This is a genomic window from Flavobacterium sp. YJ01 (genome assembly GCF_029320955.1).
GTDB lineage: Bacteria > Bacteroidota > Bacteroidia > Flavobacteriales > Flavobacteriaceae > Flavobacterium.
The window spans coordinates 2,475,864-2,502,400 of sequence record NZ_CP119757.1; the positions used below are offsets into that span (position 1 = coordinate 2,475,864).

General features: G+C 32.2%; 31 protein-coding genes. 26 read left to right on the forward strand and 5 right to left on the reverse strand.

The genetic code is table 11. The features are described 5' to 3' along the window. Positions 1-113: 113 nt before the first annotated feature. The 12 genes from P0R33_RS10790 to P0R33_RS10845 all read left to right on the forward strand — a co-directional run bounded on the left by P0R33_RS10790 (position 114) and on the right by P0R33_RS10845 (position 11,786). Entirely contained in the window at positions 114-815 is a 702-nt protein-coding gene (locus P0R33_RS10790) for a prolyl oligopeptidase family serine peptidase (protein ID WP_276175444.1), read from the forward strand. A gap of 1 nt (position 816) precedes the next feature. After that, positions 817-1,359 carry a hypothetical protein gene (locus P0R33_RS10795; RefSeq protein ID WP_276175445.1) on the forward strand — a complete coding sequence of 181 codons (543 nt, stop codon included), beginning with the start codon at positions 817-819 and terminating at the stop codon, positions 1,357-1,359. Between the two features lie 26 nt (positions 1,360-1,385). Further along, complete coding sequence (locus P0R33_RS10800) at positions 1,386-3,263, forward strand: glycoside hydrolase family 13 protein (protein WP_276175446.1); 1,878 nt, start codon at positions 1,386-1,388, stop codon at positions 3,261-3,263. Between the two features lie 275 nt (positions 3,264-3,538). After that, positions 3,539-5,200 (forward strand): alpha-amylase family glycosyl hydrolase, encoded by a 1,662-nt coding sequence (locus P0R33_RS10805; protein WP_276175447.1) that lies wholly within the window; start codon positions 3,539-3,541, stop codon positions 5,198-5,200. A gap of 239 nt (positions 5,201-5,439) precedes the next feature. After that, on the forward strand, positions 5,440-6,123 hold the full coding sequence (locus tag P0R33_RS10810) for a glycerophosphodiester phosphodiesterase family protein (protein ID WP_276175448.1): 684 nt from the start codon (positions 5,440-5,442) through the stop codon (positions 6,121-6,123). Between the two features lie 232 nt (positions 6,124-6,355). Further along, the gene (locus P0R33_RS10815; RefSeq protein WP_276175449.1) at positions 6,356-7,564 is read left to right on the forward strand and encodes an NAD(P)/FAD-dependent oxidoreductase; all 1,209 of its coding nucleotides are present in this window, start codon (positions 6,356-6,358) and stop codon (positions 7,562-7,564) included. 6 nt (positions 7,565-7,570) lie between these two features. Continuing rightward, positions 7,571-8,218: an HAD family hydrolase gene (locus tag P0R33_RS10820; protein WP_276175450.1), complete on the forward strand. Its 648-nt coding sequence runs from the start codon at positions 7,571-7,573 to the stop codon at positions 8,216-8,218. A gap of 3 nt (positions 8,219-8,221) precedes the next feature. Beyond that, complete coding sequence (locus tag P0R33_RS10825; protein ID WP_276175451.1) at positions 8,222-8,794, forward strand: Crp/Fnr family transcriptional regulator; 573 nt, start codon at positions 8,222-8,224, stop codon at positions 8,792-8,794. A 60-nt stretch (positions 8,795-8,854) separates the two neighbouring features. After that, a complete protein-coding gene (locus tag P0R33_RS10830; RefSeq protein WP_276175452.1) occupies positions 8,855-9,529 on the forward strand; it encodes an MBL fold metallo-hydrolase in 675 nt (224 codons plus the stop codon). Positions 9,530-9,602: 73 nt separating this feature from the next. Beyond that, the gene (locus P0R33_RS10835) at positions 9,603-10,322 is read left to right on the forward strand and encodes a hypothetical protein (RefSeq protein ID WP_276175453.1); all 720 of its coding nucleotides are present in this window, start codon (positions 9,603-9,605) and stop codon (positions 10,320-10,322) included. A 10-nt stretch (positions 10,323-10,332) separates the two neighbouring features. Then, the gene (locus P0R33_RS10840) at positions 10,333-11,043 is read left to right on the forward strand and encodes a hypothetical protein (protein WP_276175454.1); all 711 of its coding nucleotides are present in this window, start codon (positions 10,333-10,335) and stop codon (positions 11,041-11,043) included. A gap of 20 nt (positions 11,044-11,063) precedes the next feature. Beyond that, positions 11,064-11,786 (forward strand): hypothetical protein, encoded by a 723-nt coding sequence (locus tag P0R33_RS10845; protein ID WP_276175455.1) that lies wholly within the window; start codon positions 11,064-11,066, stop codon positions 11,784-11,786. A gap of 41 nt (positions 11,787-11,827) precedes the next feature. Here P0R33_RS10845 and P0R33_RS10850 read toward each other — a convergent pair whose 3' ends face one another. After that, on the reverse strand, positions 11,828-12,304 hold the full coding sequence (locus P0R33_RS10850; RefSeq protein WP_276175456.1) for a TspO/MBR family protein: 477 nt from the start codon (positions 12,302-12,304) through the stop codon (positions 11,828-11,830). A 145-nt stretch (positions 12,305-12,449) separates the two neighbouring features. Between P0R33_RS10850 and P0R33_RS10855 the strand changes: the two genes are divergently transcribed. From P0R33_RS10855 to P0R33_RS10880, 6 genes are all read left to right on the forward strand, one after another. After that, the gene (locus tag P0R33_RS10855; protein WP_276175457.1) at positions 12,450-13,550 is read left to right on the forward strand and encodes a diphosphomevalonate decarboxylase; all 1,101 of its coding nucleotides are present in this window, start codon (positions 12,450-12,452) and stop codon (positions 13,548-13,550) included. A gap of 46 nt (positions 13,551-13,596) precedes the next feature. Next, a complete protein-coding gene (locus P0R33_RS10860; RefSeq protein ID WP_207298758.1) occupies positions 13,597-13,851 on the forward strand; it encodes a hypothetical protein in 255 nt (84 codons plus the stop codon). Between the two features lie 50 nt (positions 13,852-13,901). Then, positions 13,902-14,840 (forward strand): mevalonate kinase, encoded by a 939-nt coding sequence (locus P0R33_RS10865; protein ID WP_276175458.1) that lies wholly within the window; start codon positions 13,902-13,904, stop codon positions 14,838-14,840. A gap of 174 nt (positions 14,841-15,014) precedes the next feature. Beyond that, positions 15,015-15,605, forward strand: a complete 591-nt coding sequence (locus P0R33_RS10870; RefSeq protein ID WP_276175459.1) for a DUF502 domain-containing protein — start codon at positions 15,015-15,017, stop codon at positions 15,603-15,605. A 61-nt stretch (positions 15,606-15,666) separates the two neighbouring features. Beyond that, positions 15,667-16,623, forward strand: a complete 957-nt coding sequence (locus tag P0R33_RS10875; RefSeq protein ID WP_276175460.1) for a geranylgeranylglycerol-phosphate geranylgeranyltransferase — start codon at positions 15,667-15,669, stop codon at positions 16,621-16,623. Positions 16,624-16,933: 310 nt separating this feature from the next. Next, complete coding sequence (locus P0R33_RS10880) at positions 16,934-17,842, forward strand: pseudouridine synthase (RefSeq protein ID WP_276175461.1); 909 nt, start codon at positions 16,934-16,936, stop codon at positions 17,840-17,842. Positions 17,843-17,908: 66 nt separating this feature from the next. Here the strand turns inward: P0R33_RS10880 and P0R33_RS10885 are convergent, their stop codons facing one another. Both P0R33_RS10885 and P0R33_RS10890 read right to left on the reverse strand, forming a co-directional pair. Then, positions 17,909-18,511, reverse strand: a complete 603-nt coding sequence (locus P0R33_RS10885; protein WP_276175462.1) for a DUF937 domain-containing protein — start codon at positions 18,509-18,511, stop codon at positions 17,909-17,911. A gap of 265 nt (positions 18,512-18,776) precedes the next feature. Further along, a complete protein-coding gene (locus tag P0R33_RS10890) occupies positions 18,777-19,277 on the reverse strand; it encodes a DUF456 domain-containing protein (RefSeq protein WP_276175463.1) in 501 nt (166 codons plus the stop codon). A gap of 155 nt (positions 19,278-19,432) precedes the next feature. Here P0R33_RS10890 and P0R33_RS10895 point away from each other — a divergent pair, with 155 nt between their 5' ends. Beyond that, entirely contained in the window at positions 19,433-19,918 is a 486-nt protein-coding gene (locus P0R33_RS10895) for a hypothetical protein (protein WP_276175464.1), read from the forward strand. Positions 19,919-19,920: 2 nt separating this feature from the next. Here P0R33_RS10895 and P0R33_RS10900 read toward each other — a convergent pair whose 3' ends face one another. Together P0R33_RS10900 and P0R33_RS10905 are read right to left on the reverse strand one after the other, a co-directional pair. After that, on the reverse strand, positions 19,921-21,024 hold the full coding sequence (locus tag P0R33_RS10900; RefSeq protein WP_276175465.1) for a glycosyltransferase: 1,104 nt from the start codon (positions 21,022-21,024) through the stop codon (positions 19,921-19,923). After that, entirely contained in the window at positions 21,021-21,965 is a 945-nt protein-coding gene (locus P0R33_RS10905) for a lysylphosphatidylglycerol synthase domain-containing protein (RefSeq protein WP_276175466.1), read from the reverse strand. The genes P0R33_RS10900 and P0R33_RS10905 overlap by 4 nt, the downstream gene beginning before the upstream one ends. A gap of 88 nt (positions 21,966-22,053) precedes the next feature. Here P0R33_RS10905 and ruvC point away from each other — a divergent pair, with 88 nt between their 5' ends. From ruvC to P0R33_RS10940, 7 genes are all read left to right on the forward strand, one after another. Continuing rightward, a complete protein-coding gene (ruvC, locus tag P0R33_RS10910; protein ID WP_276175467.1) occupies positions 22,054-22,608 on the forward strand; it encodes a crossover junction endodeoxyribonuclease RuvC in 555 nt (184 codons plus the stop codon). Between the two features lie 88 nt (positions 22,609-22,696). Continuing rightward, positions 22,697-23,833, forward strand: coding sequence for a radical SAM family heme chaperone HemW (hemW, locus tag P0R33_RS10915; RefSeq protein ID WP_276175468.1), 1,137 nt, complete (start codon positions 22,697-22,699; stop codon positions 23,831-23,833). A 110-nt stretch (positions 23,834-23,943) separates the two neighbouring features. After that, a complete protein-coding gene (locus P0R33_RS10920; RefSeq protein WP_276175654.1) occupies positions 23,944-24,321 on the forward strand; it encodes a GxxExxY protein in 378 nt (125 codons plus the stop codon). Positions 24,322-24,374: 53 nt separating this feature from the next. Then, on the forward strand, positions 24,375-25,172 hold the full coding sequence (locus P0R33_RS10925) for a cyclase family protein (protein WP_276175469.1): 798 nt from the start codon (positions 24,375-24,377) through the stop codon (positions 25,170-25,172). Between the two features lie 210 nt (positions 25,173-25,382). After that, entirely contained in the window at positions 25,383-25,784 is a 402-nt protein-coding gene (locus P0R33_RS10930) for a GNAT family N-acetyltransferase (protein ID WP_276175470.1), read from the forward strand. After that, positions 25,781-26,131 (forward strand): DUF4260 domain-containing protein, encoded by a 351-nt coding sequence (locus tag P0R33_RS10935; protein WP_276175471.1) that lies wholly within the window; start codon positions 25,781-25,783, stop codon positions 26,129-26,131. The genes P0R33_RS10930 and P0R33_RS10935 overlap by 4 nt, the downstream gene beginning before the upstream one ends. Before the next feature lie 6 nt (positions 26,132-26,137). Further along, on the forward strand, positions 26,138-26,509 hold the full coding sequence (locus P0R33_RS10940) for an MmcQ/YjbR family DNA-binding protein (RefSeq protein ID WP_276175472.1): 372 nt from the start codon (positions 26,138-26,140) through the stop codon (positions 26,507-26,509). Positions 26,510-26,537: the final 28 nt, after the last annotated feature.

Here is a 26,537-nt window from a genome sequence, read left to right on the forward strand (position 1 = left end):
TTTTCTAAAAGACAAGTAATTCCCCCCTATGATTACTTGTCTTTTTACTATAAATTCAAATTAAGAAATTAAATTTGAGGTAACTATTTTCTTCATCTCTAGATAAATTTAATATGCGCTTCAAAATTAATTTCTTGATTTTCCTTTTTGCCACTTTTGGATTTAATACATATTCCCAAACCAAAACAAAAGCATCTTATGATTATCTTTTGTATTTGCCGAAAGACTATACCAAAGGAGCCAAAAAATATCAGCTAGTAATTTATTTGCATGGCGGTTCGCAAAAAGGGAATGATTTGAATAAACTTAAAATCTACGGTCTTCCCTATTTAGTAGAAAAAGGTCAGGATTTTGATTTTATAATTGCTTCGCCTCAATGTCCAGACAATAAATACTGGTCAACTGAAAATTGGTTCGAAACATTATATGCCGATTTAGAAGTAAAATATAGAATAGATAAAAGCAGAATTTACATTACCGGAATCAGTATGGGAGGTTACGGTGCATATATTACGGCTTTAGATTTTCCTGATAAATTCGCAGCTGTTGTTGCGCTTTGCGGCGGCATTAACGACAGCGATTTAACAAGAGTCTGCAATCTCAGTAAAATTCCAATTTGGGCTTTTCACGGAACTGCCGATGATAAAATTCCATTTAGTGAAACAGAAAGAATTGCAAAAGGTCTTGAATCATGTACAACCAAAAACAATTTCAAATTTACACGTTTAGAAAATGAAGGTCATGAAATTCAGTATTTATACGAAACAAAACCTGAAATTTATAAATGGATGCTTGAACAGAAGAAATCTAAATAATATGAAACAGTCAATAATCATTTTTACAAGCTTATTACTTTTTAGTTGCAGTAAAAAAGAGAAAACATTTGATTCATTAGAATATTCTTATGGAGGAACATTTAGCGAACTTTATTCTCTAAAATTCACCGACAATGATACTGTTTATATATATCAAGAATGGATTGCAAAAGACTTTGACGACAGTATTTCCGAACCAAAAAGAAAAACACAATATTATGGAATTATAAATCCTGAGGAAAAACTAAAACTATATAATTACATAGACAAAGTCAATCTATTCAAATACAAATCTGAATATTACGAGAATTATCTTGATGGAAGTTCCTATGCAATTGCTATAAAAAAAGACAATAAAAGCAAAACAATATTTGCACATAGCCATGAAACTCCGAAAGAGATTGATTCAATTGCGGGATGGATAAACAAGATCAAGAAAAACCTCATTTTAAAGGAGACTAAAAAACATCTTATTTATAAAACTTCAGAATCCGTTTTTCCACCTCCGCCTCCACCGCCCCCAATTGAAAAGAACAATAATTAAATTTTCATTAATTTAAAAGTCAAATTATGAACATCCAAAAAACATATTTTAATACAAACCACATATTCTACAAACTAGTCCTAATAGTTTTGTTATTTTCCGCTTCCGCGAAAGCGCAAATCCAAAAAGTAGAACCGCCATTTTGGTATGCAGGAATGAAAAATTCGGAACTGCAAATTATGTTCTACGGAAAAAATATTGCACAGTATGAAGCTTCTGTTTCTAATAATGTGGCGATTAAAAACGTTGAGAAAACAGAAAATCCCAATTACCTTTTTGTAACCATCGATACAAAAGATGTAAAAGCTTCTGAATTAACTTTTTCATTCAAAAACAAAAATAAAGTCGCTTTTACTCAAAAATATGCTCTTAAAGAGAGAAGAGCCAATTCTGCCGACAGAAAAAGTTATGATGCATCTGATCTAATTTACCTAATCATGCCGGATCGTTTTGCTAACGGAAATCCGAAAAACGATAGCGATGCTTCTTTAACTGAAAAAGGAAACCGTCAAGATCCAAGCGGACGTCACGGCGGGGATATTGAAGGAATTATCAAAAACTTAGATTATATTTCGTCTCTTGGTGCAACCACAATTTGGAGCACGCCTTTATGCGAAGACAACGATAAACAGCATTCATATCATACTTACGGACAATCTGATGTTTACAAAATCGATCCGCGTTACGGAACAAATGACGATTACGCTCGTTTATCGGCAGAAATGCACAAAAAAAACATGAAACTGGTTATGGATTATGTGACCAATCACTGGGGAATTACGCATTGGATGATGAAAGATATTCCAACCAAAACATGGTTCAATCAATTTGAAACTTTCACTCAAACACACCACAGACGCGAAGTAATTACCGATATTCACGCTTCAAAAATAGATCAAGAAGTTTGTGTAGACGGATGGTTCGTTCCTTCAATGCCGGATTTAAATTTAAGAAATCCACTTGTTGCCAAATACTTAACTCAAAATGCTATTTGGTGGATTGAATTTGCTAATCTTGACGGATTTAGAGTTGATACTTATAACTATTCAGATAAAACGGCAATGGCAAATTGGGCAAAAGCCATTACAGATGAATATCCTAATTTTAATATTGTGGGTGAAATCTGGATGCACAATCAAGCTAATTTAGCTTTTTGGCAAAAAGACAGTAAAATTGGAGCAATTGAAAACTACAATTCAAACCTTCCATCTGTAATGGATTTTACGCTTCAGAGTCAAATTACTTCTGCTTTCAGTGAAGATGAACCAAATTGGGACAGCGGATTGATTAAATTCTACAACAATTTTGCAATGGATTTTTTATATCCAAACACTAATAATATTTTGGTTTTTTCCGAAAATCACGATACAGATCGTATGAACGAAAAATTCAAATATGATTTACCAAAATACAAACTGGCAATGACTTTATTGGCAACAGTTCGTGGAATTCCGCAAATCTATTACGGATCAGAAATCGGAATGGGTGGTGATAAAGGTAAAGGCGGCGATGCCGATATTCGTCAGGATTTCCCAGGAGGATGGGCTGGAGATAAAAACAACGCTTTTACAAAAGAAGGAAGAACTAAAGAACAAGCAGCTTTCTTTGATTTCAGTTCAAAATTATTCAACTGGAGAAAATCGAATGAAGCAGTTCATTTCGGAAAAATGACACATTATATTCCTGAAAACAATACATATGTATATTTCAGATATACGGATACAAAAACGGTAATGGTAGTTTTCAATAACAATGCAAAAGAGCAAGTTGTAAAAACCAATCGTTTTAAAGAAAACATCAAAAACTTTAAATTAGGAAAAGATGTAATTACAGGAAAAACATTCGATTTAGCTACAGAAATTACTTTAGAGCCAAAATCAGCTTTGGTTTTAGAATTGGAATAACTATTTTATTTAAACACATAGAGACATAGATTTTTTTAGTTCGATAAGAGGCGTTTCACTTGTTTAAATAAACATAGCTATCGTAAGTACACAAAGCTATGTGTAAATGACGAGTCATTTATTTAAATCTTTTTAAGACAAAGAAAATCTATGTCTCTATGTGTTTAAAATTTTTATTGCCACAGATTAAAGGATTATCACAGATTTAAAAAATCATTTTAATCTTGTAATCTGTGGCAAAACTTTATTATAAATCTTCGTTAAATTTAGAATAAATGAAAAAATACACTTTCCTTTTTTTATCTTTAGTATACTTAACAATGAGTTGTTCTGGCTCAAAATCAGTTACAATGAATAATACTTCGAAAACACCTTTCGTTTGGGAAGGGGCAAATGTTTATTTTTTACTTACAGATCGTTTTTACAATGGAGATACTTCAAACGATGTCAATTTTAACCGAACCAAAACTCCTGGAAAACTGCGTGGATTTGAAGGCGGAGATATCATCGGAATAACCAAAAAAATAGAATCAGGATATTTTGAAAAGTTAGGAATAAATGCCATTTGGCTTACGCCGATTGTCGAGCAAATCCACGACGGAGTTGACGAAGGAACGGGATTGAGTTATGGCTTTCATGGCTATTGGGCAAAAGACTGGACGGCTCTCGATCCAAACTTCGGAACCAAAGAGGACTTAGCAAATCTTGTTAAAAAAGCACATGAAAAAGGCATCAGAATAATTCTTGACGGCGTAATCAATCATACTGGCCCCGTAACTCCAGAAGATCCCGTTTGGCCTTCAGACTGGGTAAGAACTGGCGTTGTCTGCGATTACAAGTCATTTGAAAATACTACAATGTGTACTTTGGTAGAAAATCTTCCAGATGTAAAAACTGAAAGTACTCAAAATGTAGAATTGCCTCCTTTTTTAATCGAAAAATGGAAAAAAGAAGGTCGTTACGAAAAAGAAATTGCTTCATTGGACGAGTTCTTTAAAAGAACAGGTTACCCAAGAACTCCAAAATATTACATCATAAAATGGCTTACGGATTATATTACCGAATTCGGAATTGACGGCTACCGCGCCGACACCGTAAAACATACCGAAGAAGGCGTTTGGGCAGACTTTAAAAAAGAATGTGATTATGCTTTTGAAACTTGGAAAAAACACCATCCGATGCAGGTTTTAGATCAGAATCCGTTTTATACGATTGCCGAAGTTTACGGTTACGGAATCAGCGGTGGACAGGATTATGATTTTGGAGATCGAAAAGTCAATTATTTCCAAAACGGTTTCAACAGCATGATTAATTTTGAATTTAAATGGAATGCCGCTCAAAACGATTATGAAGGTTTATTTTCTAAATATTCAAATGCTTTAAACAATGAATTAAAAGGATATTCTGTCCTTAATTATATGTCCTCTCACGACGACGGACAGCCTTTTGATGCCAACCGAGTAAAAGGAATTGAAGCGGGAACTAAACTTTTACTTTCTCCAGGGATGTCTCAAGTTTATTATGGTGATGAATCGAATCGTTCTTTAGTAATTGAAGGCACAAATGGCGATGCAACATTACGTTCAAACATGAATTGGAACGATATTCAGAATAATCCTGAAACACAGAAAACACTTTTGCATTGGCAGAAATTAGGTCAGTTTAGACGAAATCACCCTGCAGTTGGAGCGGGCGTTCATAAACTTATTAATTCATATCCTTATACTTTTTCCAGAACATTTACAAAAGGTTCTTTTACAGATAAAGTAGTTATGGGAGTAGATTTACCAAAAGGCAGAAAAGAACTTCCTGTTGGCGACGTCTTCCCAAACGGAACAAAACTAAAAGACACTTATTCGAATCAAGAAGTGGAAGTAATTGATGGAAAAGTTATTATTGACAATGATTTTGATATTGTTCTATTAGAAGAGATTTAAAAGTTTAAGCGCAAAGTTTTACGTAAGGTTCGCAAAGGTTTTTAGCCACAGATTATTAAGATTAACACAGATTTGTTTGCCACGAATTACACCAATTTTCACAAATTTAAATAGAATAAATTAATTCGTGGAAATTAGTGTAATTCGTGGCAAAAGAAAAAATCATTTTAATCCTTTAATCTGTGGCTATTATTTTTCCTTTGCTACTTTGTACCTTTGCAACTCTGAACCTTTATAAAATGAATGTTTTAAAGATTGCACATCGAGGCGCCAAAGCCTACGAACCTGAAAATACTTTACAAGCTTTCCAAAAAGCCTTAGATCTAAATTCTGACGGAATTGAACTTGATGTTCACCTTAGCGCTGACGAATATATTATCGTAATTCACGACGAAACTATCGACAGAACTGCTAACGGAAAAGGTTTAGTAAATGATTTTACTTTAGCAGAATTAAAATCATTTTTGATTGATGGAAAATATCAAATCCCAACTTTAAATGAAGTTTTTGATTTAGTTGACAAAAAATGTCTGATCAATATTGAATTAAAAGGTTTGGGAACTGCGCCTAAAGTTGTTGCATTAATTGAAAAATACATTGCAGAAAAAAACTGGAAATACGAGGATTTTATTATTTCAAGTTTTGATTGGAATATGCTGCAAGAAACATCAAATCTAAATTCAAATATCCCGATTGGTGTTCTAACAGAAGAAGATATAGATAATGCTTTGGCTTTCGTCGAAAAAATAAAAGCAAAAGCCATTCATCCTGATTTTAATTTATTGAATGAAGAAAATGTTCGACAAATTCAGGAAAAAGGATTTTTGGTTTTGCCTTGGACAGTAAACTCAGAAGAAGACATTCAAAAAGTAAAAAGTTACAAAGTAGACGGAATTATCTCTGATAATCCAGATAAAATATAAATTTTCAGCCACAGATTAAAAGGATTAACACAGATTTGTTTGCCACGAATTGCACGAATTGGCACAAATTTAAATAGAATAAATTAATTCGTGGAAATTTGTGAAATTCGTGGCAAAAGAAAAAATCCTTTTTAATCTGTATAATCTGTGGCAAATAAAAAAAATTAGTGCCAATTCGTGCAATTGCTACGCCAGTTCGCTATCGCTCGAGTCGTGGCAAAAAGATAAAAGTATGATTAAAAATTTCGATATAATAATTGTTGGCGGAGGCGCTGCTGGTTTTTTTACTGCAATTAACATTGCAGAGAAAAATCCGAAACTAAAAATCGCCATTTTAGAAAGAGGAAAAGAAGTACTTTCTAAAGTCCGCGTTTCTGGCGGTGGACGCTGTAACGTAACGCACGCTTGTTTTGAACCAAACGAGTTGGTAAAATTTTATCCTCGCGGAGAAAAAGAACTTCGAGGACCTTTTCATCAATTTTGTTCGGGAGACACAATTGAATGGTTCGAAAAACATGGCGTAGAATTAAAAATCGAAGAAGACGGAAGAATGTTTCCTGTTTCCAATTCATCACAAACTATAATTGATTGTTTTCTAAAAGCAACTGAAAAATTAGGCATAAAAGTGCTGACAGGTCAAAGTGTACAATCCATTTTCAAAAAAGAAAATCATTGGAAAATAGATACACAAACCGATAATTATGCTGCCGAAAAATTAGTAATGGCAACGGGAAGCAATCCTAAAATCTGGGAAATGCTTCAGGAGCACGGACACGCAATTGTGAGCCCCGTTCCTTCCCTATTCACTTTCAATATCAAAGATTCTCGAATTAAGGAATTGCCGGGCGTAGCGGCACAAGTTACCGTAAAAGTAAAAGATACTAAACTAGAATCTACAGGACCTTTATTAATCACGCATTGGGGAATGAGCGGACCTGCAATTTTAAAACTTTCGGCTTGGGGCGCACGCATTCTGCACGATAAAAATTATCAGTTTACCATTTTCGTAAATTGGTTAAATGATGTTGATTTTGAAGATGCCGAAAAAATCCTAAAAGATTTAAAACAGGAACACGCCAAAAAAGCCGTTTCTAAAAAATCGCCTTTTGACTTTCCGAATCGTTTATGGGAAAGTTTGGTTCTCGCTTCGGGAATTGATTCTGAAACGAAATGGGCAGATTTATCTAAAATTCAATTGCAAAATCTAACTTCACAACTAACGAAAGCCGAATTTAAAGTAAACGGAAAAAGTACTTTTAAAGAAGAATTCGTAACGGCGGGCGGAATCGATTTAAAAGAGATCAACTTCAAAACAATGGAAAGCAAAATTCATGAAAATCTTTATTTTGCGGGTGAAATTGTAAATATCGATGCCATAACTGGTGGATTTAATTTTCAGAATGCCTGGACAAGCGGGTTTATTCTGGCTCAAAATATTTAATACAAAATGAAATTTAAAGGAATTATTTTTGATTTAGACGGAACACTAGTAGATTCATTACACGATATCTCGGATGCGATGAATAAAGTGCTTACCGCTCTAAGTTACCCAACACATGATTACGATACTTATCAATATTTTATCGGAAATGGTTTACGAAATTTGGTAAGCAAAGCATTGCCAGCCACAAACAATTCTGATGATGAAATTGAAAGTTGTTTTGAATGTATGGTCGATGAATACACTAAAATCTGTACGCTCAAAACAAAACCTTATGAAGGAATTGTTGAACTGTTGGAAAATCTAACTTCGCAAAACATTAAAATGGCGGTTTTCTCTAACAAAGCCGACGAATTGACAAAGAAAATAGCTTATGAATTATTTCCAAAACAATTCGATACAGCAGTTGGTTTGAGTACAGAAGAACTTAAAAAACCAAATCCATTTGAAGCTTTAGAAATTAGCAAAAAATGGAATTTAAAACCAGAAGAAATTCTTTTCGTAGGCGATTCTGACATTGATATGCAAACGGCAGTAAATGCCAATATGTTTCCAGTTGGCGTTACTTGGGGTTACAGAACCCAAGAAGAACTAAAAACTAGCGGTGCAAAATTGGTTATCAACAATGCTTCGGAATTAATCGAAATATTGTAAATCATGAATCCTTCATTACAAAAACAAATCCTATCAATCACTTCGTTTTCTGAAAATGAAATCGAAAGGATTGATTCTTGTTTTGAATATGAAAAGTTTACAGCTAAAGATTTTCTTTCTTCAATGGGAAAAATCAGCAGTAAAATCTTTTTTATTGTTGAAGGCTTAGCACGAGTTTATTATTTAAAAAATGGAAAAGAAATTACCACTTATTTAAGCTGCGACGAAGGTTTTATTGCTTCTTATTCTAGTTTTATAAATCAATCGGTTTCTTTTGAAAATATTCAATGTATTGAAGATTGCGAAGTGCTTTCGATATCTTACGAGAAAATGCAGTTTTTATACAACCAAATTCCAAATTGGGAACGTGTTGGAAGAATTTTAGCTGAGCAAAATTACCTTTGCATGGCAGATCGTGTTCTCAAACTGCAAATGATTCCCGCAAAAGAAAAATATCATACTTTTTTAGCATCGGCTCCAGCCAAAATAATTCAGCGAACACCTTTAATTTATATCGCCTCTTTTCTCGGAATCACTCCAGAATCTTTGAGCAGAATCCGTCAAGATATTTCTTAACATTTATCAAGTGGATTGAAAATCGGAATTCAAATCTTTGTCAAAATTAAATTTGAAAAGATGAAGAATATTGCCAAAGACGTTTACCAAATTCCGTTATTTCCAAGAAACACAATTAATTGTTTTCTAATTGAAGATGTTTTAATTGATGCTGGAATTAGAAGTTCAAGCGGAATAATTCTAAAAGCTTTAAAAGACAAAAACATAACCAAACACGCGCTGACTCATGCGCACGCAGACCATCAAGGAAGCAGCAAAATAATCTGCGAAACTTTGAACATTCCGCTTTTGTGCAGTGAGCCCGAAAAAGAATTTGCTGAAAACGGAAATGTAATTCTCGAATACCCAAACCCGAATCATATTATTTCGAAATTTCAGAAAAACTTCTGGGCAGGAAAAGGACATTCCGTTTCTCAAACTTTAAAAGAAGGCGATCTAATTGGCGGATTTACCGTTATTGAAACTCCTGGGCATTCACGAGGACATTTATCTTTTTTCAGAGAAAAAGACGGCGTTTTAATTGTGGGCGACGTTCTAACCAACATGAATCTATTAACCACAAAAGTTGGGCTTCATGAACCTCCCAATTTGTTCACAGCCGACAAAGAAACCAATAGAAAATCGATTTTAAAACTCGCTTTGTTACAACCTAAAATACTGTGTTTTGGTCATGGTCCGGTTTTATTTGATAATGGTGAATTGGAGCAATTCAAAAACTCAATTAATTTTAATTAACAAGAATTTACAGATTCCGTAAGTTTTCATTAAGACTATTCTAATAATTTTACTCTCAACTAATTAATCCTGTATGAGAGTAAAATTACTTACCACAATTTCTATTTTCACCTACCAACTTAGCTTTTCTCAAAGCGAAAAAGTATTAAATGGAAAAGTTCTCTCCCAGAATATTCCGCTTAATAAAGCGGAAGTAATTAATAAAACTGCCAAAACAAGCACAAGAACAAATGAATTGGGAGAGTTTTCAATTTTAGTTCGCCCAAAAGACAGTTTGATTTTTTTCTCTAAAGATTACTTTTTTAAACGATTAAAAATTTCTCAACAAAATATAGATCAGAACAATATTATTGTGAATATGATTCTGAAACCTGAAGAACTTGATGAAGTTTTAATTACGGAGATAAAATTTCCTAAAGTTAGCCCTGCCGATGAAAATTCTTTGATAGTGCCAAGACCCGCAATATCTAATCCTGGCGTTTATACTGGCGTTACTAACGGAGTGAATTTACTGGCTGTTTTCAGTTTGTTTAGAAAAAAGGATAAAAAAATAAAAGCTATTAAATTCAAAGAATTAGATTTTAAACAATTAGCCGAAGCAACAGTTCCAATAGATTTTTTTACGAATGACTTAAAAATAAATTCTGAAGAAAAAGATTTGTTTTTACAATTCTGTGACGCCGATCCGAATGCCAAAACTCTTGTACAGCAGAAAAACTTACTTTACACTATGGACTTTTTACACACTAAAAACAAAGAATTCAAGAAACTAAGTTCTGAAATCAAAAACTAAAAGCCATTAAATGAAATTAAAACTACTTACTACAATTTCTTTTTTCACGTATCAATTAAGTATTTCTCAAACCGAAAAAGTATTGAACGGAAAAGTTCTTTCGCAAAACATTCCGCTCAACAAAGTCGAAGTAATTAACAAAACTGCCAAAACCAGCACGAGAACAAATGAATTGGGGGAGTTTTCGATTTTAGTAAAAGTGCAGGACAGTCTTATTTTTTTCTATAAAGATTCTTTTTTCTCAAGGTTGAAAATTTCTCAGAAGAATATAAATCAGAATAATCTAATTGTGAATACGATACTGAAACCTGAAGAATTGAATGAAGTTGTAATAACTAAAGTCGAATTTGATAAAGTGAAGGTTAATGCTGATGCTACCGCAGATGTATTAATCGGTAAAAATGCCAAAGATTTATTTTGGAATACAGGAGTTAATGATAATACAATTAGAGAAGGGCTTCGAGTTTCATTTCCTTTAAAAGGCAAGCAGAAGAAAACAATTGAAGTTGCAGACGACCGTTTTAAGAAATTGGTAATAGCTTATTGTCCACCCGATTTTTTCATTAAAAATTTAAAACTAAAACCTGAAGAAAAAGAGCTTTTTATTGCTTTTTGCGACTCAGATCCGAAATCGAAAACGCTTCTGGAAAATCAAAATGTTTTGACTGTTATGGATTTTTTATATGCTAAAAACGAAGAATTTAAGAAGTTAAAACAGTAATTAAAAATAAAAATTCTTTTATGAAAGTAAAATTACTCACAACCATTTCTTTTTTCACGTATCAATTAAGTATTTCTCAAACCGAAAAAGTATTGAACGGAAAAGTTATTTCGCAAGACATTCCGCTTGACAAAGTTGAAGTAATTAATAAAACTGCCCAAATTAGTGCGAGAACAAATGAATTGGGAGAGTTTTCAATTTTAGTAAAAGAGAAAGACAGTTTGTTATTTTTCTCAAAGGATTACTTATTTACAAGATTGAAAGTAACGTTGAAAGATTTAGAAAAAAACAATCTGGTTGTTGAAATGATTGCAAAAGCTGAAGAATTGGATAATGTTGTAGTTTCTAGATCTGTTTTTAATAAAAACGAAATTAAAAATATCGCCAATAATAAGGAAAAAATAAAGGAGATTAAAAATCGTAAACAATTTGATGAAGTAACTTCAAAAGTGAATGTTTATGACGGTAGAATTAAAAATGGATTAGATTTCAGTTATCCCATTTTTGATAAACCGAAGAAAAAAATTGAGCCTCGTGATGACCGTTTTAAGAAACTTATCGTCGCTTCTTTTCCTCCAGATTTTTTCATCAAAAATTTGAAAATAAAACCCGAAGAAAAAGAAATTTTCTTAAACTTTTGTAATGCCGATCCGAAATCTAAAACCCTTTTAGAGAAATCAAATGATTTCGAAATAATGGATTTCCTTTATATTAAAAATGAAGAGTTTAAGAATTTGAAGTAGTTTAACTTGAAACAAAGAAAACCTGAAACCTGAAACAAAACTTATTTATTCAACCACCAAATACTTGCATTTAAAACCGTTGCAAATCCAACCCAAACTAAATACGGAATCAATAAATATCCAGAAATCTTATTTATTTTGGTGAATTTCAAATACGTTTCGTAAATCATTAGCCATAAAAGCACAATTTCGATTAAAGCCAGCATCGGATTTTTTAAACCGAAGAATAAATAAGACCAAATTGCATTTAAGATTAGCTGAATTATAAAGAAAAGAAGCGCCGTTTTTACTTTTTCGGTTTGCACTTTAATATTGTCCCAAACTAAAGCCGCCGCAACTGCCATAAAAATATAAAGAACAGTCCAAACTGGCATAAAGATCCAATTTGGCGGATTAAAAACTGGTTTTTCTAAATCTACATACCAAGTCTCAATACTTGGTCTTGTCACCAAACTTGCAGAATATCCAACTGTTAAACAAATAATTAAAGCTATTGCGATTTTTACGAATTTATTCATTTTGTTAAAATTTGAATTCAAAAATAGTCAAAAGAAAAATTTAAACCATATAAGTGATGTAAGTTCATTTTTAGCAAAACCAATTTATATTATCTTATATTACTTATATGGTTAAAAAACTATCTTTGCCAAAATTTTATAATTCATGTTTACAGCAGCTGATTTTATTCCAACATCATATACATCAACAATCGAAAACGGAAACTTTGAGTGGAGTGCTCCAAGCAATATTGCACTAGTGAAATACTGGGGGAAAAAAGACAACCAGATTCCAGCAAATCCTTCGGTAAGTTTTACTTTGAATAATTGTAAAACGATTACGAAATTAGGCTTTGAAAAAAGAGACGCTTCGACTCCGCTCAACGTGACAAATGGTTTTTCATTCGATTTGCTTTTTGAAGGAAAACCAAAGGAAGATTTCAAACCGAAAATTCAGAAATTTTTAGAAAGAGTTGAAGTTTATCTGCCATTTCTAAAAGAGTATCATTTTACGATTGACACTCAAAATACTTTTCCGCACAGTTCTGGAATTGCTTCTTCGGCATCTGGAATGGCGGCTTTAGCAATGAATTTTATGAGTTTAGAAAGAAAACTAAATCCAGTAATGACGGATGATTATTTCTATCAAAAAGCATCATTTTTAGCTCGTTTAGGTTCTGGAAGTGCTTGCAGAAGCGTAAAAGGTAATGTGGTTGTTTGGGGAAATCAGGCAAACATTGAAGGAAGTTCTGATTTGTTTGGAGTTGAATATCCGTATACAATTCACGAAAATTTCAAGAATTATCAAGATACTATTTTATTAGTTGATAAAGGAGAAAAACAAGTCTCGAGCACCGTTGGGCATGATTTAATGCATAATCATCCATATGCAGAAAGACGTTTTGTACAAGCGCATGAAAATCTGGATCAATTAATTTCCATTTTTGAAAGCGGAAATTTAGACGAATTCATCAAAGTTGTAGAAAGTGAAGCTTTGACTTTGCATGCCATGATGATGACTTCGATGCCGTACTTTATTTTGATGAAACCAAACACGCTGCAAATCATAAATGCCATCTGGAAATTTAGACAAGAAACACAAATTCCAGTTTGTTTTACACTTGATGCAGGGGCAAATGTGCATGTGCTTTATCCCGAAAACGTTAGCGAAAAAGTATTACAATTTATTCAGGACGAATTAGTTGTATTTTGTCAGAATAGTCAATACATTTGCGACAAAATTGGAGAAGGTGCGATTGCATTATAATTTTGCGTATCTTTATATTTAGAATGCACTTTATTAAGTAATAATTATGAATACTGCAACTATAAAACTTTACGATTTATTTAGAAAAGAACTTAATCTTGACGAGAGTAAGGCTAAAGAATTTGTTGAAGCAATCGATCGAACTATTAGCGAAGAAATAAGACAAGACAAAAATGAAATTGCTACTAAAGATTTTGTAAAAAAAGAAATTATAGATGCAAAAAATGATATGATTAAATGGTTTGTTGGCCTATTTTTCGCATTGGCAATGATGATTATTGGATTATATATTAAAGGCTAAAAAATTAAAAAAATCTTCTGATTAAAATTAAGAAAGACATAAAATAAATCATGAAAGGACCATTATTTTATTCAAAAATATTGCTTTTTGGAGAGTACGGAATTATCCGCGATTCAAAAGGACTTGCTATTCCTTATAACTTTTATAATGGCGCTTTGAAAAAATCCGAAGAACCTTCTGATGAAGCCATTGCATCAAATAAAAGCTTAAGAAGTTTTGTTTCTTACCTTGAAGTTTTACAAACACAGCAGCCAGAATTGGTTACTTTCGATTTAGAAAATCTTAAAAATGATGTCGAAACCGGAATGTATTTCGATTCTAGTATTCCGCAAGGATACGGTGTTGGAAGCAGCGGTGCTCTTGTAGCGGCTATTTATGATAAATATGCTACAAATAAAATTACGGTTTTAGAAAATCTAACAAGAGAAAAATTATTGCATTTAAAAAATGTTTTTTCTCAAATGGAAAGCTTTTTTCACGGAAAAAGTTCTGGTTTAGATCCATTAAACAGTTATTTGAGCATTCCGATTTTAATCAATTCTAAAGATAATATTCAGACAACAGGTATTCCTACACAAAGTGTTGACGGAAAAGGCGCTGTCTTTTTGTTAGATTCTGGAATTGTGGGAGAAACTGCTCCAATGATTAGCATTTTTATGGAAAGCTTAAAAGACAAAGGTTTCCGCGCAATGCTAAAAAACCAATTTGTAAAATACACAGATGTCTGTATCGACAACTTTTTGCATGGCGACATGAAGTCTTTGATCAGCAATACTAAAAAACTTTCTAAAGTTGTTTTAAATAACTTTAAACCAATGATTCCAGAGCAATTTCATGCAATCTGGCAGCAAGGAATTGACACTAATGATTATTACCTAAAACTTTGCGGTTCTGGTGGTGGCGGTTATATTCTTGGTTTTACTGAAGATTTAGAACGTGCAAAAGCCTCTCTGAAAGATTATAAATTAGAAGTAGTTTATCAGTTTTAATACACTTAAAAGCCGAAGTTATACCGATTGGACAAAATATATAGTCTAAAAAAATTGAACTATTATTTTGTTTCATCGGCATTATACCAAAATATATATTGTCCTAAATAACATTTGCATGTGGTATTATTTGAGTAGATTTTTATAAGTTTTCATCCTAAAAAGTTATTTATTATGAAAAGCATTTTTAAAATAATCAAAGCAACTTTTTTAGGAGGAATTCTTTTTTTAGCACCTTTAGTGGTTCTGCTTGTTATTCTTGAAAAAGGATACGGCATTATTCAAAAAGTTACATTACCGCTTGTAAATAATTTACCAAAAGTTAAGGTTTTAGGATTGGCACTTCAAGAACTAATCGGAATTCTAATTATAATAGTAATCTGTTTTTTAGCGGGTTTGTTAGCAAGAACTGCAAAAGCTAAAGAATTGATTCAAAAATTAGAAGATGGTATTTTAAGCTTTGTTCCTGGTTATTCGTTTATGAAAAGCATGAATGAAAACATAATTGGAATTGAATCTAAAGAAGACTTGAAAGTAATTTTAGTTCCTACTGATGCTGGCTGGCAATTTGCCTTTTTGATCGAACAAATCGACGATAATAATTTTACAGTTTTTGTTCCAGATGCTCCAAATCCGTGGAGTGGATCTGTGGTTTTTGTAGAAAAAAAAGACATTAAAGAAATTGATATGACTCAAAAGCAAGCTTTGGCATGCATTAGAAAATTAGGATTTGGCTCTAAAGAATTGTTAAAAAACAAACTCTAAATTTTTAAAACCAAAAATATCCGTTAACTTCCCATATCTAAACCTCTACAAAATTTAATCTATGTTAAGCAGACAGCACAAACTTTTAATAATGAAAATTGTTAGTCTGTTTTCTGTAGTTAGAGGTTACAATATTCCGATTATCGTTTTAGCGCAATATTTATCGGCAATTTTTATATTGGCGCCAGAAATTCGAGCATTGGATATTCTTCTAGATTTTTACTTGTTTCTAATTGTTTTCGCTTCGGCCATTACAATTGCTTCGGGTTACATTATCAATAATTTTTACGATAGTCAGAAGGATTTGATAAACAGACCAAACAAGTCAATGTTGGATCGTTTAATTAGTCAGAAAACCAAATTGACGGTTTATTTCAGTCTGAACTTTTTGGCGGTTTTAATGGCTTCTATTGTTTCTTGGCGCGCTTTTTTATTCTTTTCTGCTTACATTTTCTTGATTTGGTTTTATTCTCACAAAATAAAGAAATACCCGATTATCGGAAATTTAATGTCGGCATTGCTCGCTGTGACTCCATTTTTCGCTATTTTATTATATTTCTACAATAAGATTTCGTTTGAAGATATAGAAAACCATATGAGCCATTTTGTGGTTATTTCTGCTCACGCGGTATTCTTATTTTTACTTTTGCTGATTCGAGAAATGATAAAGGATTTAGAAAATCTAAAAGGCGATTTAGTAAACAATTACAGAACAATTCCAGTAATTTATGGTGAGAAAATATCGAAACAGATTATTACTGCTTTAACGATTTCTACTATATTTCCGGTTTACATTTTGGTTAATGTATATGATGTTGGTTATATGGATATCTATTTTTATGTCTGCTTTGGGGTTTTACTTTTTTTCCTGATTTTTTTATGGAAATCAGATTCTAAAGAACAATTTTTAAAACTTCATAATCTATTGAAATTCTTGATTGTTTCTGGGGTTTTCTGTATTGTTTTGATTAATCCTAGCGTTTTGTGGCACGGAAGAGAATTGATTTCTAATTACTAAAGCTTTTTTTTGTTTCACGCAGATTTGGCAGATTTTTTCTTTGCGAATTGATGCAATTTTTAAATTATATTAATACTAAATATTTAAAAGAAGCCAATTGTTTGAATTCTAGCCCCGATTGAAGTGGAAATCTTTTTATTTTTTTCTTTAAAAAATAAAAAATTGGGAACGGAAAGCGGGAATCCATATTTAGAAAAATGCCAATTGTGATGCTTCAAATTCATCAAAAAGTTATGGCTATCAATCTAAGAACATTGAACTTAAGTTTTATTAGCAGGAAAAACCTATCTTTGCACAAATTAATGATTTTATGAACAACAAGGAAGGCAATAATAAAAGAGGCGGATCGAGACCAAATAGCTCAAGATCAAACTCTAGTAAGCCAAAACCTCCTATGGCAAAACGTGCTCAAGGGCCTAAAAAAGTGAAACCTGAAGTGAAAGCGGCGCAGGAAGCTGCTGCTGAAAAATTCAGAAAACAAAATACACCCGCAAAGAGACAAAAAGCTTCAGATGAAATACGTTTGAACAAATACATCTCTAATTCTGGTGTTTGTTCTCGTCGTGATGCTGATATTTATATTCAGTCTGGAAACGTGAAAGTTAACGGAACTGTTATTACCGAAATGGGATATTTGGTAAAAATTAATGATGTTGTAAACTTTGATGGTGTAACTCTTACTCCAGAAAAGAAAGAATATATCTTATTGAATAAACCTAAAAACTTTACGACTGCTTTTGACGAAGGTCAAGAATTTCGTAACGTTCTAGAACTTGTACGTGGCGCAACAAATGCAAAAATTGCTGCTGTTGGAAGAATGGATAAAAACACAACTGGATTATTGTTGTTTACAAACGATACTGATATGATTCGTAAGTTTACTTTACCGAATCAGAAATCGTCTAAAATTTATCAGGTTTCTTTAGACAAAAACTTGAAATTTGAGGATTTAGAAAAAATCAGCAAAGGTTTGGTTCTTGACGGACACCGCGTTTCTGTTGAAGAAGTAAGCTATATTGATAATGAACCAAAAAGTGAAGTGGGACTTAAATTACGTACAGCAAACGTAAAAGTGGTTCGTTCTATTTTCGAATCTTTAGAATACAATGTTTTACGTATCGACCGCGTTTCTTTTGCAGGATTAACGAAAAAGAATCTTCCAAGAGGAAACTGGCGCTTTTTGACAGATCAAGAAGTTATCAATTTGAAAAACGTTTAATACGACGTTTTTCAAATTCAAAATTATATTAAATCCTATTTTCTCTGAAAATGGGATTTTTTTATTTTAGAAACTAAAGAAGTTATGTCCGAAAAGTGTAAATATTGATCTTCCGATAGATTGGTTCTTTTCTTCTACTGTTTCGTAACTTGAAAAACCTAGGATAATTTTGATTCCTGGCGGAATACTGTTTAGTATATCTCTTTTTTGGTCTTCTAAAAGAAGTTTTAAGCTCTCTAATAACTGAAGATTAGATCTTAAATATGAGATGACAAGAAGTGCAGAAAAGTTAAGTATTTCTCTGGCTGTTTCGCTTTTGATTCCTACTTCGTTTGAAACCATTTCCGAAATTCTTCCTTTTTTGTTTGAGAACAATTCTTTAAGCAAATCGTTGCCTTCCAATCGATAACAATCGTCTACTGATAAAATTCTGCCTGCATTAAAATCGACTTCTTGATAAAAAGTAGAATCTTCTTCTACCATTGCAACTATTTCGGAGTAAAAATCAGGTTGATCGGCTTTGTTGTAGAGTCCCATTAAAATTGTTCCTATTGAAACGTCAATTCCTTTTATTAAAAGTGCATCGTTCTCGAAATAAAACTTGTTTAACTTGGAGACCACATTTGAAGAAATAAAGCGTCTAAGTTCAATCTGTAGGTTGGGGGTCATACTCATAACTTAAAAAAATGATTATTTATACTCGTTTAAAATAATCGACAAAGTGAGGCTTTTTATCGTTTATCGTGATAAAAATATAAAAAATTTTAACATTTCCAAAAATTAAGTTAAAAAATTAGTGCCTTAATAACCAATTGTTAACAGAAAAAACCTGTGAGCACCTGTAAAGACAACACTTTCATTATCAAATTAAAATATAAAAAAAATCATAATTTTTTCTTTAAGACAATAATCTCGATAAAAATTTGTTACATAATTAAAATAAAATGTTTCGATATTCCCACAAAACATTTAAAAAAATACCTAGATAAACAATTGAAAACAGAAAATTGATAAAGCTAGAAGCTAGAAATCCGAGTACCGATCCTGTGGCTGCTTTTAGAGCTCTTTTATGATTTTTTGAATCGTATAATAATTCGCCGAAAAACGCTCCTACAAATGGTCCTATTATTACTCCAAACGGAAGCGGAGATAAAATCCCGATAATTAATCCGATGTTTGTTCCCCAAATTCCATAAGAACTTCCGCCAAATCGTTTAGTTCCTTGAGACGGAATAACATAATCTAAAATGGTGATAATTACCATTAGAACAAAAGTGATTCCCAGAACCCAATAATTATTTTCTACTGCTTTAGTCAAATACAGTAAAAGTAAACCTACCCAACAGCTTGACAAACCAGGCAAAACAGGAAGAAAACTTCCAAAAACTCCAACAATCATGCAGATAAATCCGAGCAAAACTAGTAGTAAATCCATATAAATTTTGATAAATTTGTTATTCCAAATTAGCATTTTAATCTCTATTGCGCAAATTTTCAAAAATGTGGTCTTGAAAATGAGAAGATTCAAGGCAATAGAAAGTTTCCCAAAAAAATAATTGTATTTTTGTTTATTCATTCAACATTAAAACTTTGAGGCAGTTTTTCCCTTTTTTCATTTGCATCCTTTTCAATTCTTGTCAATATTTTGAGAAGCAAGTTCCGTCTGAAAAAGAATTACTTCAAAAGGAATTAAAATCAATCAACTGGAAAGAAGTTGACGAATATCCGTCGTTACCTAATTGCGAAAAGATCGCCGATAAAAAACTGCGCCAGCAATGTTTTTTTGAAGTAATGTCGACTCTTATAGAAGAAAAACTAAACGTTGATACTTTATCGATTTTATATCCTGAATTGGACACGATCGAAGTTAAAGTAACTGTATTTCCGAATGCTACAATGAAATTTGAACCTCAGTTTCCTAAAGATTCTGTGGCTTACGATACCATAAAAATTGATAGTATTTTGCATGCGCGTCTGGTTGATTTTCCGAAAATTAATCCTGCCATCAAACGCGGAATTCCAGTTAAGACGCAATTTATTCTTCCGGTTATTCTTAAAGCTAAAGACGAAAAGTAGTTTTATTTCTTAAACTGGCGATCTTTCCATTTATAAGAACCAAATAAACTGTACAAAGCCACCGTAGAACTAAAAAACGGATATAGTAAACTACTCAGCAAAAGACTTTTAATTTTACTTTGAGTTAAAAATTTATTGGTAAAATAAAGCAAAACATAATCAACTAAAAATTTAGAAAAAGCAAAAATTACAAAAATCGGATAAGACCAAATTCCGAAAAGAAGAAATAAAAATCCGAGTACAAAACTCAAATTTCCGAAGAAAACAATTAATCCTAAAAACTTTCCGAAAGTACTTTTGTACGAACTTGTTTTTGCCGCCCAACGCACTCTTTGGTAAAATAAACCGCTCCAGTTTTCTGTGGGTTTTGTAATTACAATTGCGTCATCTGCTTTTAAATAATGAACTTCATTTGGGAATTTTTCAATTGCTTTTTGAAGTAAGAAAACATCGTCTCCGCTGGCAATTTTATCATTTCCTTCAAAACCGTTTAGACTTTCAAAAAGTGATTTTTTGTATGCAAAATTAGCTCCGTTGCACATAAAACCTTTCTGAATTCCAAAACTTCCAATTGTGGCGCCTTGCAAACTTGTTAAATCTAATTGCTGAAAATGATTTAAAAAAGAGTTTTTACACTCATAAGTTACTGCACTGGCAAGCATCGAAACTTTATTCTCTTGATTGTAATTATCAAAAGCTAAAAGCCAATTTTCTGGAACTATGCAATCGGCATCTGTTGTAATTACCCAATCGGTTTTTACATGCTGCATTGCGGTTGTAATGGCATCTTTTTTTGGAGATTTTGAAAGACGAATATTGTCTATAATGGACAATTGAAAATTAACAATTGATAATGAAAACTTTTCACTTGAAGCATCATCGACCAGAATTACTTTAAACAAATGAGTTGGATAGTTTAGTTTTAAAAAACTTTCTAAAAGTATCGGAAGATTTTCTTTTTCATTTCGAAATGGAACTATAATTGTAAAACTTGTCTTTGGATCTAACCCTTTATTCTGATAGTTTTTTACTTTGAAAAATCCATAAATAAGCAAACTAATGCTAGACATGTAAATTCCTAATATGGAAAATAATCCAAAAATCATTCTGCTATTTTGGTTTTAAAATTCAGCACAAAATAACTTCCTAAAACTACGGGTAAAACAACATTTAAAAACCACATTAAAGTGCTTATAAAAATGACAATCCATTCGTTTACGCCAATAATTCCGAAGAAATAAATAGCTACGCTTCCTTTTACTGCAAAATCTAAAAATTGAAAAGTTGGCAATGAAGAAGCCAGAAAATAAACAGAAGTTATAGCCGCCATTAAAGTTAAATAAGGCAAATCGACATCAAAGCCTAAAAACAAAAAGTAATATTGATGCGAAAAAACCAAATAACGGCAGATTCCTAAAAAAATGTTTTTCTGGTGAACCGATTTTGGAATTTCATTGATTTTATGAATCAGTTTTTCAATCGAATATCCTTTAACTTTTATTTTTTTGATTGAAAATAAAACAATCAGAATGAGTAAAAAACCGCCAAATAATAGTAAAACTGTTTTTGTTGTGATGACATTAAATTGGGCATTAAAATAAAGTAATCCGAAAATTCCGAAAATAACGGTTAAAATCATTTGGATTCCGTTGCAGATTAAGTTTAGAAAAACGACTTTTTTAGCTTCCGATTTCGGATAATACAAAGCTTTTCCTGCGTACTCTCCTACTCCATTTGGCGTAAAGATTCCAGCCGTTAACGCCGCTAAAACTTGCTTTGTAGCTTCGTAAACCGATATTTTATGAATTACTTTAGCCAAATTCTGCCACTTTAAAATCTCGAAATAGCGATTCAAAACACTCAAAAGCAGAATAAAGCCAACTCCTAAAACCGATTGATTTTTTTGAAATAAAACAATGAACTTATTCCAGTCCAACTTATCGTTATTTGCCAGCTGATTGTAAATAAAATAAAATGCACCTGCAACAATCAAAAGTTTGACCAGAAGAACAAGGAATTGCTTAGCTTTGTGAGGAATTGAAATCATGCCGCAAAAGTAATCAAATGTGGCAATTAGATAATTAGAAAATGAGTCAATTTTCTAAACTTGAAACATTAAACTAGAAACAAAAATCTTGACACAAGAACGCATCATATTAGGTATTGATCCTGGAACCACAATTATGGGTTTTGGTTTGATTAAAGTAACCAATAAAAAAATGGAATTTCTGCAATTGAACGAATTGCAATTGTCCAAATACGATAATCATTACCAAAAACTAAGAATCATTTTTGAAAGAACCATCGAATTAATCGAAACGCATTGTCCAGACGAAATCGCGATTGAAGCGCCTTTCTTTGGCAAAAACGTACAATCGATGTTGAAATTAGGACGCGCTCAAGGTGTAGCAATGGCTGCGGGACTTTCTAGAGGAATTCCGATTACTGAATACGAACCTAAAAAAATAAAAATGGCAATTACCGGAAACGGAAATGCCAGTAAAGAACAGGTTGCTAAAATGCTGCAACAGCTTTTAGGTTTGAAAGAATTACCAAAAAATCTGGATTCTACAGATGGCTTGGCTGCTGCGGTTTGTCATCACTTTAATTCAGGGAAAATTGTTGCAGGAAAAAGTTATTCTGGTTGGGATGCTTTTGTGAAACAGAACGAAGATCGAGTTAAAAAATGAGTCAATGTGCCAATTTGATAATTAGATAATTCCATAGACAACGAAATAAATTATCTAATTGACACATTCTCTAATTATCTAATTAAAAATGTCGGGGATTTACATTCACATACCGTTTTGCAAGCAGGCTTGTCATTATTGCGACTTTCATTTTTCTACTTCGATGAAGAAAAAGGATGAAATGGTTTTGGCTTTGGCTAAAGAAATCGCCGTTCGTAAAACTGAGTTTACAAATGAGGTTGTAGAAACCATTTATTTTGGTGGCGGAACTCCTTCGGTATTATCAAATGAAGAAATAAACTTTTTAATTTCCGAAGTTTATAAAAATTATAAAGTTGTAGAAAACCCAGAAATTACACTTGAAGCCAATCCTGATGATTTGTCTGCTGAACGAATTCTGGAATTATCTAAAAGTCCGATAAACAGATTAAGTATCGGAATTCAGTCTTTTTATGAAGAAGATTTGAAGATGATGAATCGCGCTCATAATTCGACAGAAGCCAAAAAATGTTTAGAAGAAGCGACAAAGTATTTTGATAATATTTCGCTCGATTTGATTTACGGAATTCCTGGAATGAGCGATGAAATGTGGAAACAAAACATTCAGACTGCTTTAGATTTTGGCATTCCGCATATTTCGAGTTATGCTTTGACGGTTGAACCAAAAACGGCTTTAAGCAAATTAATTCAGACAGGGAAAATTGCTGAACCTCAAGACGAAGTCGCTTCAAATCATTTTATGATTTTGGTTGAAATGCTTCAAAAAAACGGTTTTATTCACTACGAATTATCCAATTTTGGAAAGGAGAATTATTTCTCTAAAAACAATTCGGCTTATTGGTTAGGCAAAAAATATATAGGAATCGGACCTTCTGCTCATAGTTATGACGGCGAAAAAAGAGGCTGGAATATTGCGAATAACTCTTTGTATTTAAAAGCGATTCAAAACGATGAACTTCCTATTGAAACGGAAACTCTAACTATTTCAGATCGTTACAATGAATATATTATGACAGGTTTACGAACGATTTGGGGTGTTTCTTTAGAAAGAATTGAAAAAGAATTTGGTTCAGAATATTTGAATTATTTATTAGAACAATCTCAAAAATTCTTAACCGACGATTTGCTTTCGATAGAAAACAACATTCTAAAACCAACTCCAAAAGGAAAATTTTTAACGGATGGAATTGCTTCAGATTTATTTTATTTAGATTCTGAGGTTTAACCGCAAAGTTCGCTAAGGTTTACGCAAAGAACGCTATTTGTTTTTTTTTGTAGGAATAAAATTATATTTTAAATTTTCAAATATTATATTTGAATTTTAATATTGATTTTATGACAGAGAATGATTTATCTCGAATTGTATTTAATTCTGCTTTGAAAGTTCATCAAACTTTAGGTCCAGGACTTTTAGAAAGCGCTTATGAAGAATGTTTATTTTATGAGTTAAAGAAACTTAACTTAATAGTTGAAAAACAAAAGGCTTTACCTCTAATTTACGAAGAAGTAAAATTAGATGTTGGTTATCGATTAGATATTTTAGTAGAAAATAAACTAATTTTGGAAATAAAAGCAGTCGATTGTTTAAATGAAGTTCACCTTGCACAACTATTGACTTATTTAAAATTAACAAATTGCAAATTAGGTTTATTAATAAATTTCAATGTTTCTCTAATAAAAAACGAAATTAAAAGAGTGGCAAATAATCTTTAAAAAAAAATCCTAGCGCCCTTTGCGTAAACCTTAGCGAACCTTGCGGTTAAATTATGATAGCAAAAATCAACAACTTCGAAATCGACTTATCAAAACCCATTGATATCTCTATTCCATTAACCAATACAGACGAAAACCCAATTGCTTGGTATATCGAAAAACCAGTTATTGAACCGGTAGTTTTTGGCGATTGGATTGGGAAAGTTTCAGAAGGAAAATCGTCTACAAATTTTAATAATATTTTCTTCAATCCGCATGGGCATGGAACGCATACGGAATGTTTGGGGCATATTACGAATGATTTTTACAGCATTAATCAATCGTTGAAACAGTTTTTCTTTTTTGCTAAATTGATTACGGTTGAACCTGAGAAAATTGGAGATGATTTTGTGATTACGAAAGAAAGCATTTCGACTTCGCTCAATGTGACATCGCCTGAGGGCGCTTCTCCTGAGGCTTCGGGATCGCTCAGCGTGACAAACGAAGCCTTAATAATTCGGACTCTTCCAAACCAAAACGAAAAAAAATCAAGAAAATATTCCAATACCAATCCACCATATTTGTCTGAAGAAGCTGCGATTTTCATCCGCGAAAGCGAAATTCAGCATCTGCTAATCGATCTTCCAAGTGTTGACAAAGAACATGACGAAGGAAAATTATTGGCGCATAAGGCATTTTGGAATGTAAAAGACACGCATAATCTAAATTCTGACGCAAGATTAAATGCCACAATTACCGAAATGATTTATGTTTCAGACGAAATTGAAGATGGAAATTATATACTAAATATTCAAATCGCTTCGTTTGAAAATGACGCAAGTCCGAGCAAACCAATTTTATATAAGATTTAAAGGTTTGCCACGACCCGAGCGATAGCGAACAGGCGAAGCAATTTCACTAATTTGCACTAATTTCTTTTTTCATTCTGCCACAGATTAAAAAGATTTACACAGATTTAATCATTTTAATCCTTTAATCTGTGGCAAAAAATTAATTCGTGCAAATTCGTGAAATTCCTGGCAAAAAAATCTAAAATCTACACTCTAAAATCTAAAATTAAAATGATTAGTGTTTCTATAGATAAAACAAAACTTGACGTTCCGTTTATACAAAACTTCCTTAAAGACATTTATTGGGCTGCGGGACGAACTATTGAAGAAGTTCAACGCACTATTGATGCTTCGGTTTGCTTTGGCATTTATTTGGATGACAAACAAATTGGATTTGCGCGCGTTATAACCGATTATGTTGTTTTTGCTTATTTAATGGATGTTTTAATTGATGAAGAATATCGCGGAAAAGGTTATTCATCGATTTTAATTGATGCCATGATGAACGAGCCCCAATTACAAGAAGTAAAAATTTGGAGATTGGCCACAACTGATGCTCACTTTTTATATGAGAAATTTGGATTTACAAAACTGAATCATCCTGAAAAGATGATGGAAAAAATAATCAAATGAAAACTGTCTTAAAACTTGAGGAAGTCGCTTTATTTATTCTCGGAATATTTCTTTTTAACCGTTTAAATTATGATTGGTGGTGGTTTTTAGCTTTAATTTTAGCTCCAGATTTATCTATGATTGGATATGCTTTTGGCAATAAAACTGGTGCATTCTTATACAATATATTTCATCATAAAGGAATCGCACTTTTAATTTATGCAATTGGATGTTATTTAAGCATTGAAAGCATTCAATTAGCTGGAATTATTTTATTTTCACATTCGGCAATGGATCGTATTTTTGGATACGGTCTTAAATATGAAAAAGGTTTTAAATACACGCATTTAGGTGAAATTGGTAAATAAAAAGTTATGAATTTAGAAACGTTTTACGAATATTGTCTTTCTAAAAAAGGTGTTAGCGAACATTTCCCTTTTGATGAAGATACTTTAGTTTTTAAAGTGGGCGGCAAAATGTTTGCTTTATCTTCTCTATCGCAATGGGAAAAAAACGAACAATCGGTGAACTTAAAATGCGATCCAGAGCGCGCACAAGAACTGAGAGCAGAATATGACGAAATTCAACCCGGATTTCATATGAGCAAAGTGCATTGGAATACGGTTGCATTAAACGGAAATTTACCTGCGAAATTTGTCAAAGAATTGATAGATCATTCTTATGAATTGGTTTTCAAAAGTTTGACAAAGAAAATTCAGAATGAAATTATCGAAATAGAAAATTAGGCATTACATTTGTAGCGTCAGTAAAAAA

Excerpts from the sequence above, each read along its gene's own strand:
- P0R33_RS10790 (WP_276175444.1), top strand. The coding sequence starts at position 114 with ATGCGCTTCAAAATTAATTTCTTGATTTTCCTTTTTGCCACTTTTGGA.
- P0R33_RS10795 (WP_276175445.1), top strand. The coding sequence starts at position 817 with ATGAAACAGTCAATAATCATTTTTACAAGCTTATTACTTTTTAGTTGC.
- P0R33_RS10800 (WP_276175446.1), top strand. The coding sequence starts at position 1,386 with ATGAACATCCAAAAAACATATTTTAATACAAACCACATATTCTACAAA.
- P0R33_RS10805 (WP_276175447.1), top strand. The coding sequence starts at position 3,539 with ATGAAAAAATACACTTTCCTTTTTTTATCTTTAGTATACTTAACAATG.
- P0R33_RS10810 (WP_276175448.1), top strand. The coding sequence starts at position 5,440 with ATGAATGTTTTAAAGATTGCACATCGAGGCGCCAAAGCCTACGAACCT.
- P0R33_RS10815 (WP_276175449.1), top strand. The coding sequence starts at position 6,356 with ATGATTAAAAATTTCGATATAATAATTGTTGGCGGAGGCGCTGCTGGT.
- P0R33_RS10820 (WP_276175450.1), top strand. The coding sequence starts at position 7,571 with ATGAAATTTAAAGGAATTATTTTTGATTTAGACGGAACACTAGTAGAT.
- P0R33_RS10825 (WP_276175451.1), top strand. The coding sequence starts at position 8,222 with ATGAATCCTTCATTACAAAAACAAATCCTATCAATCACTTCGTTTTCT.
- P0R33_RS10830 (WP_276175452.1), top strand. The coding sequence starts at position 8,855 with ATGAAGAATATTGCCAAAGACGTTTACCAAATTCCGTTATTTCCAAGA.
- P0R33_RS10835 (WP_276175453.1), top strand. The coding sequence starts at position 9,603 with ATGAGAGTAAAATTACTTACCACAATTTCTATTTTCACCTACCAACTT.
- P0R33_RS10840 (WP_276175454.1), top strand. The coding sequence starts at position 10,333 with ATGAAATTAAAACTACTTACTACAATTTCTTTTTTCACGTATCAATTA.
- P0R33_RS10845 (WP_276175455.1), top strand. The coding sequence starts at position 11,064 with ATGAAAGTAAAATTACTCACAACCATTTCTTTTTTCACGTATCAATTA.
- P0R33_RS10850 (WP_276175456.1), bottom strand. The coding sequence starts at position 12,304 with ATGAATAAATTCGTAAAAATCGCAATAGCTTTAATTATTTGTTTAACA.
- P0R33_RS10855 (WP_276175457.1), top strand. The coding sequence starts at position 12,450 with ATGTTTACAGCAGCTGATTTTATTCCAACATCATATACATCAACAATC.
- P0R33_RS10860 (WP_207298758.1), top strand. The coding sequence starts at position 13,597 with ATGAATACTGCAACTATAAAACTTTACGATTTATTTAGAAAAGAACTT.
- P0R33_RS10865 (WP_276175458.1), top strand. The coding sequence starts at position 13,902 with ATGAAAGGACCATTATTTTATTCAAAAATATTGCTTTTTGGAGAGTAC.
- P0R33_RS10870 (WP_276175459.1), top strand. The coding sequence starts at position 15,015 with ATGAAAAGCATTTTTAAAATAATCAAAGCAACTTTTTTAGGAGGAATT.
- P0R33_RS10875 (WP_276175460.1), top strand. The coding sequence starts at position 15,667 with ATGTTAAGCAGACAGCACAAACTTTTAATAATGAAAATTGTTAGTCTG.
- P0R33_RS10880 (WP_276175461.1), top strand. The coding sequence starts at position 16,934 with ATGAACAACAAGGAAGGCAATAATAAAAGAGGCGGATCGAGACCAAAT.
- P0R33_RS10885 (WP_276175462.1), bottom strand. The coding sequence starts at position 18,511 with ATGACCCCCAACCTACAGATTGAACTTAGACGCTTTATTTCTTCAAAT.
- P0R33_RS10890 (WP_276175463.1), bottom strand. The coding sequence starts at position 19,277 with ATGGATTTACTACTAGTTTTGCTCGGATTTATCTGCATGATTGTTGGA.
- P0R33_RS10900 (WP_276175465.1), bottom strand. The coding sequence starts at position 21,024 with ATGATTTTTGGATTATTTTCCATATTAGGAATTTACATGTCTAGCATT.
- P0R33_RS10905 (WP_276175466.1), bottom strand. The coding sequence starts at position 21,965 with ATGATTTCAATTCCTCACAAAGCTAAGCAATTCCTTGTTCTTCTGGTC.
- hemW (WP_276175468.1), top strand. The coding sequence starts at position 22,697 with ATGTCGGGGATTTACATTCACATACCGTTTTGCAAGCAGGCTTGTCAT.
- P0R33_RS10920 (WP_276175654.1), top strand. The coding sequence starts at position 23,944 with ATGACAGAGAATGATTTATCTCGAATTGTATTTAATTCTGCTTTGAAA.
- P0R33_RS10925 (WP_276175469.1), top strand. The coding sequence starts at position 24,375 with ATGATAGCAAAAATCAACAACTTCGAAATCGACTTATCAAAACCCATT.
- P0R33_RS10930 (WP_276175470.1), top strand. The coding sequence starts at position 25,383 with ATGATTAGTGTTTCTATAGATAAAACAAAACTTGACGTTCCGTTTATA.
- P0R33_RS10935 (WP_276175471.1), top strand. The coding sequence starts at position 25,781 with ATGAAAACTGTCTTAAAACTTGAGGAAGTCGCTTTATTTATTCTCGGA.
- P0R33_RS10940 (WP_276175472.1), top strand. The coding sequence starts at position 26,138 with ATGAATTTAGAAACGTTTTACGAATATTGTCTTTCTAAAAAAGGTGTT.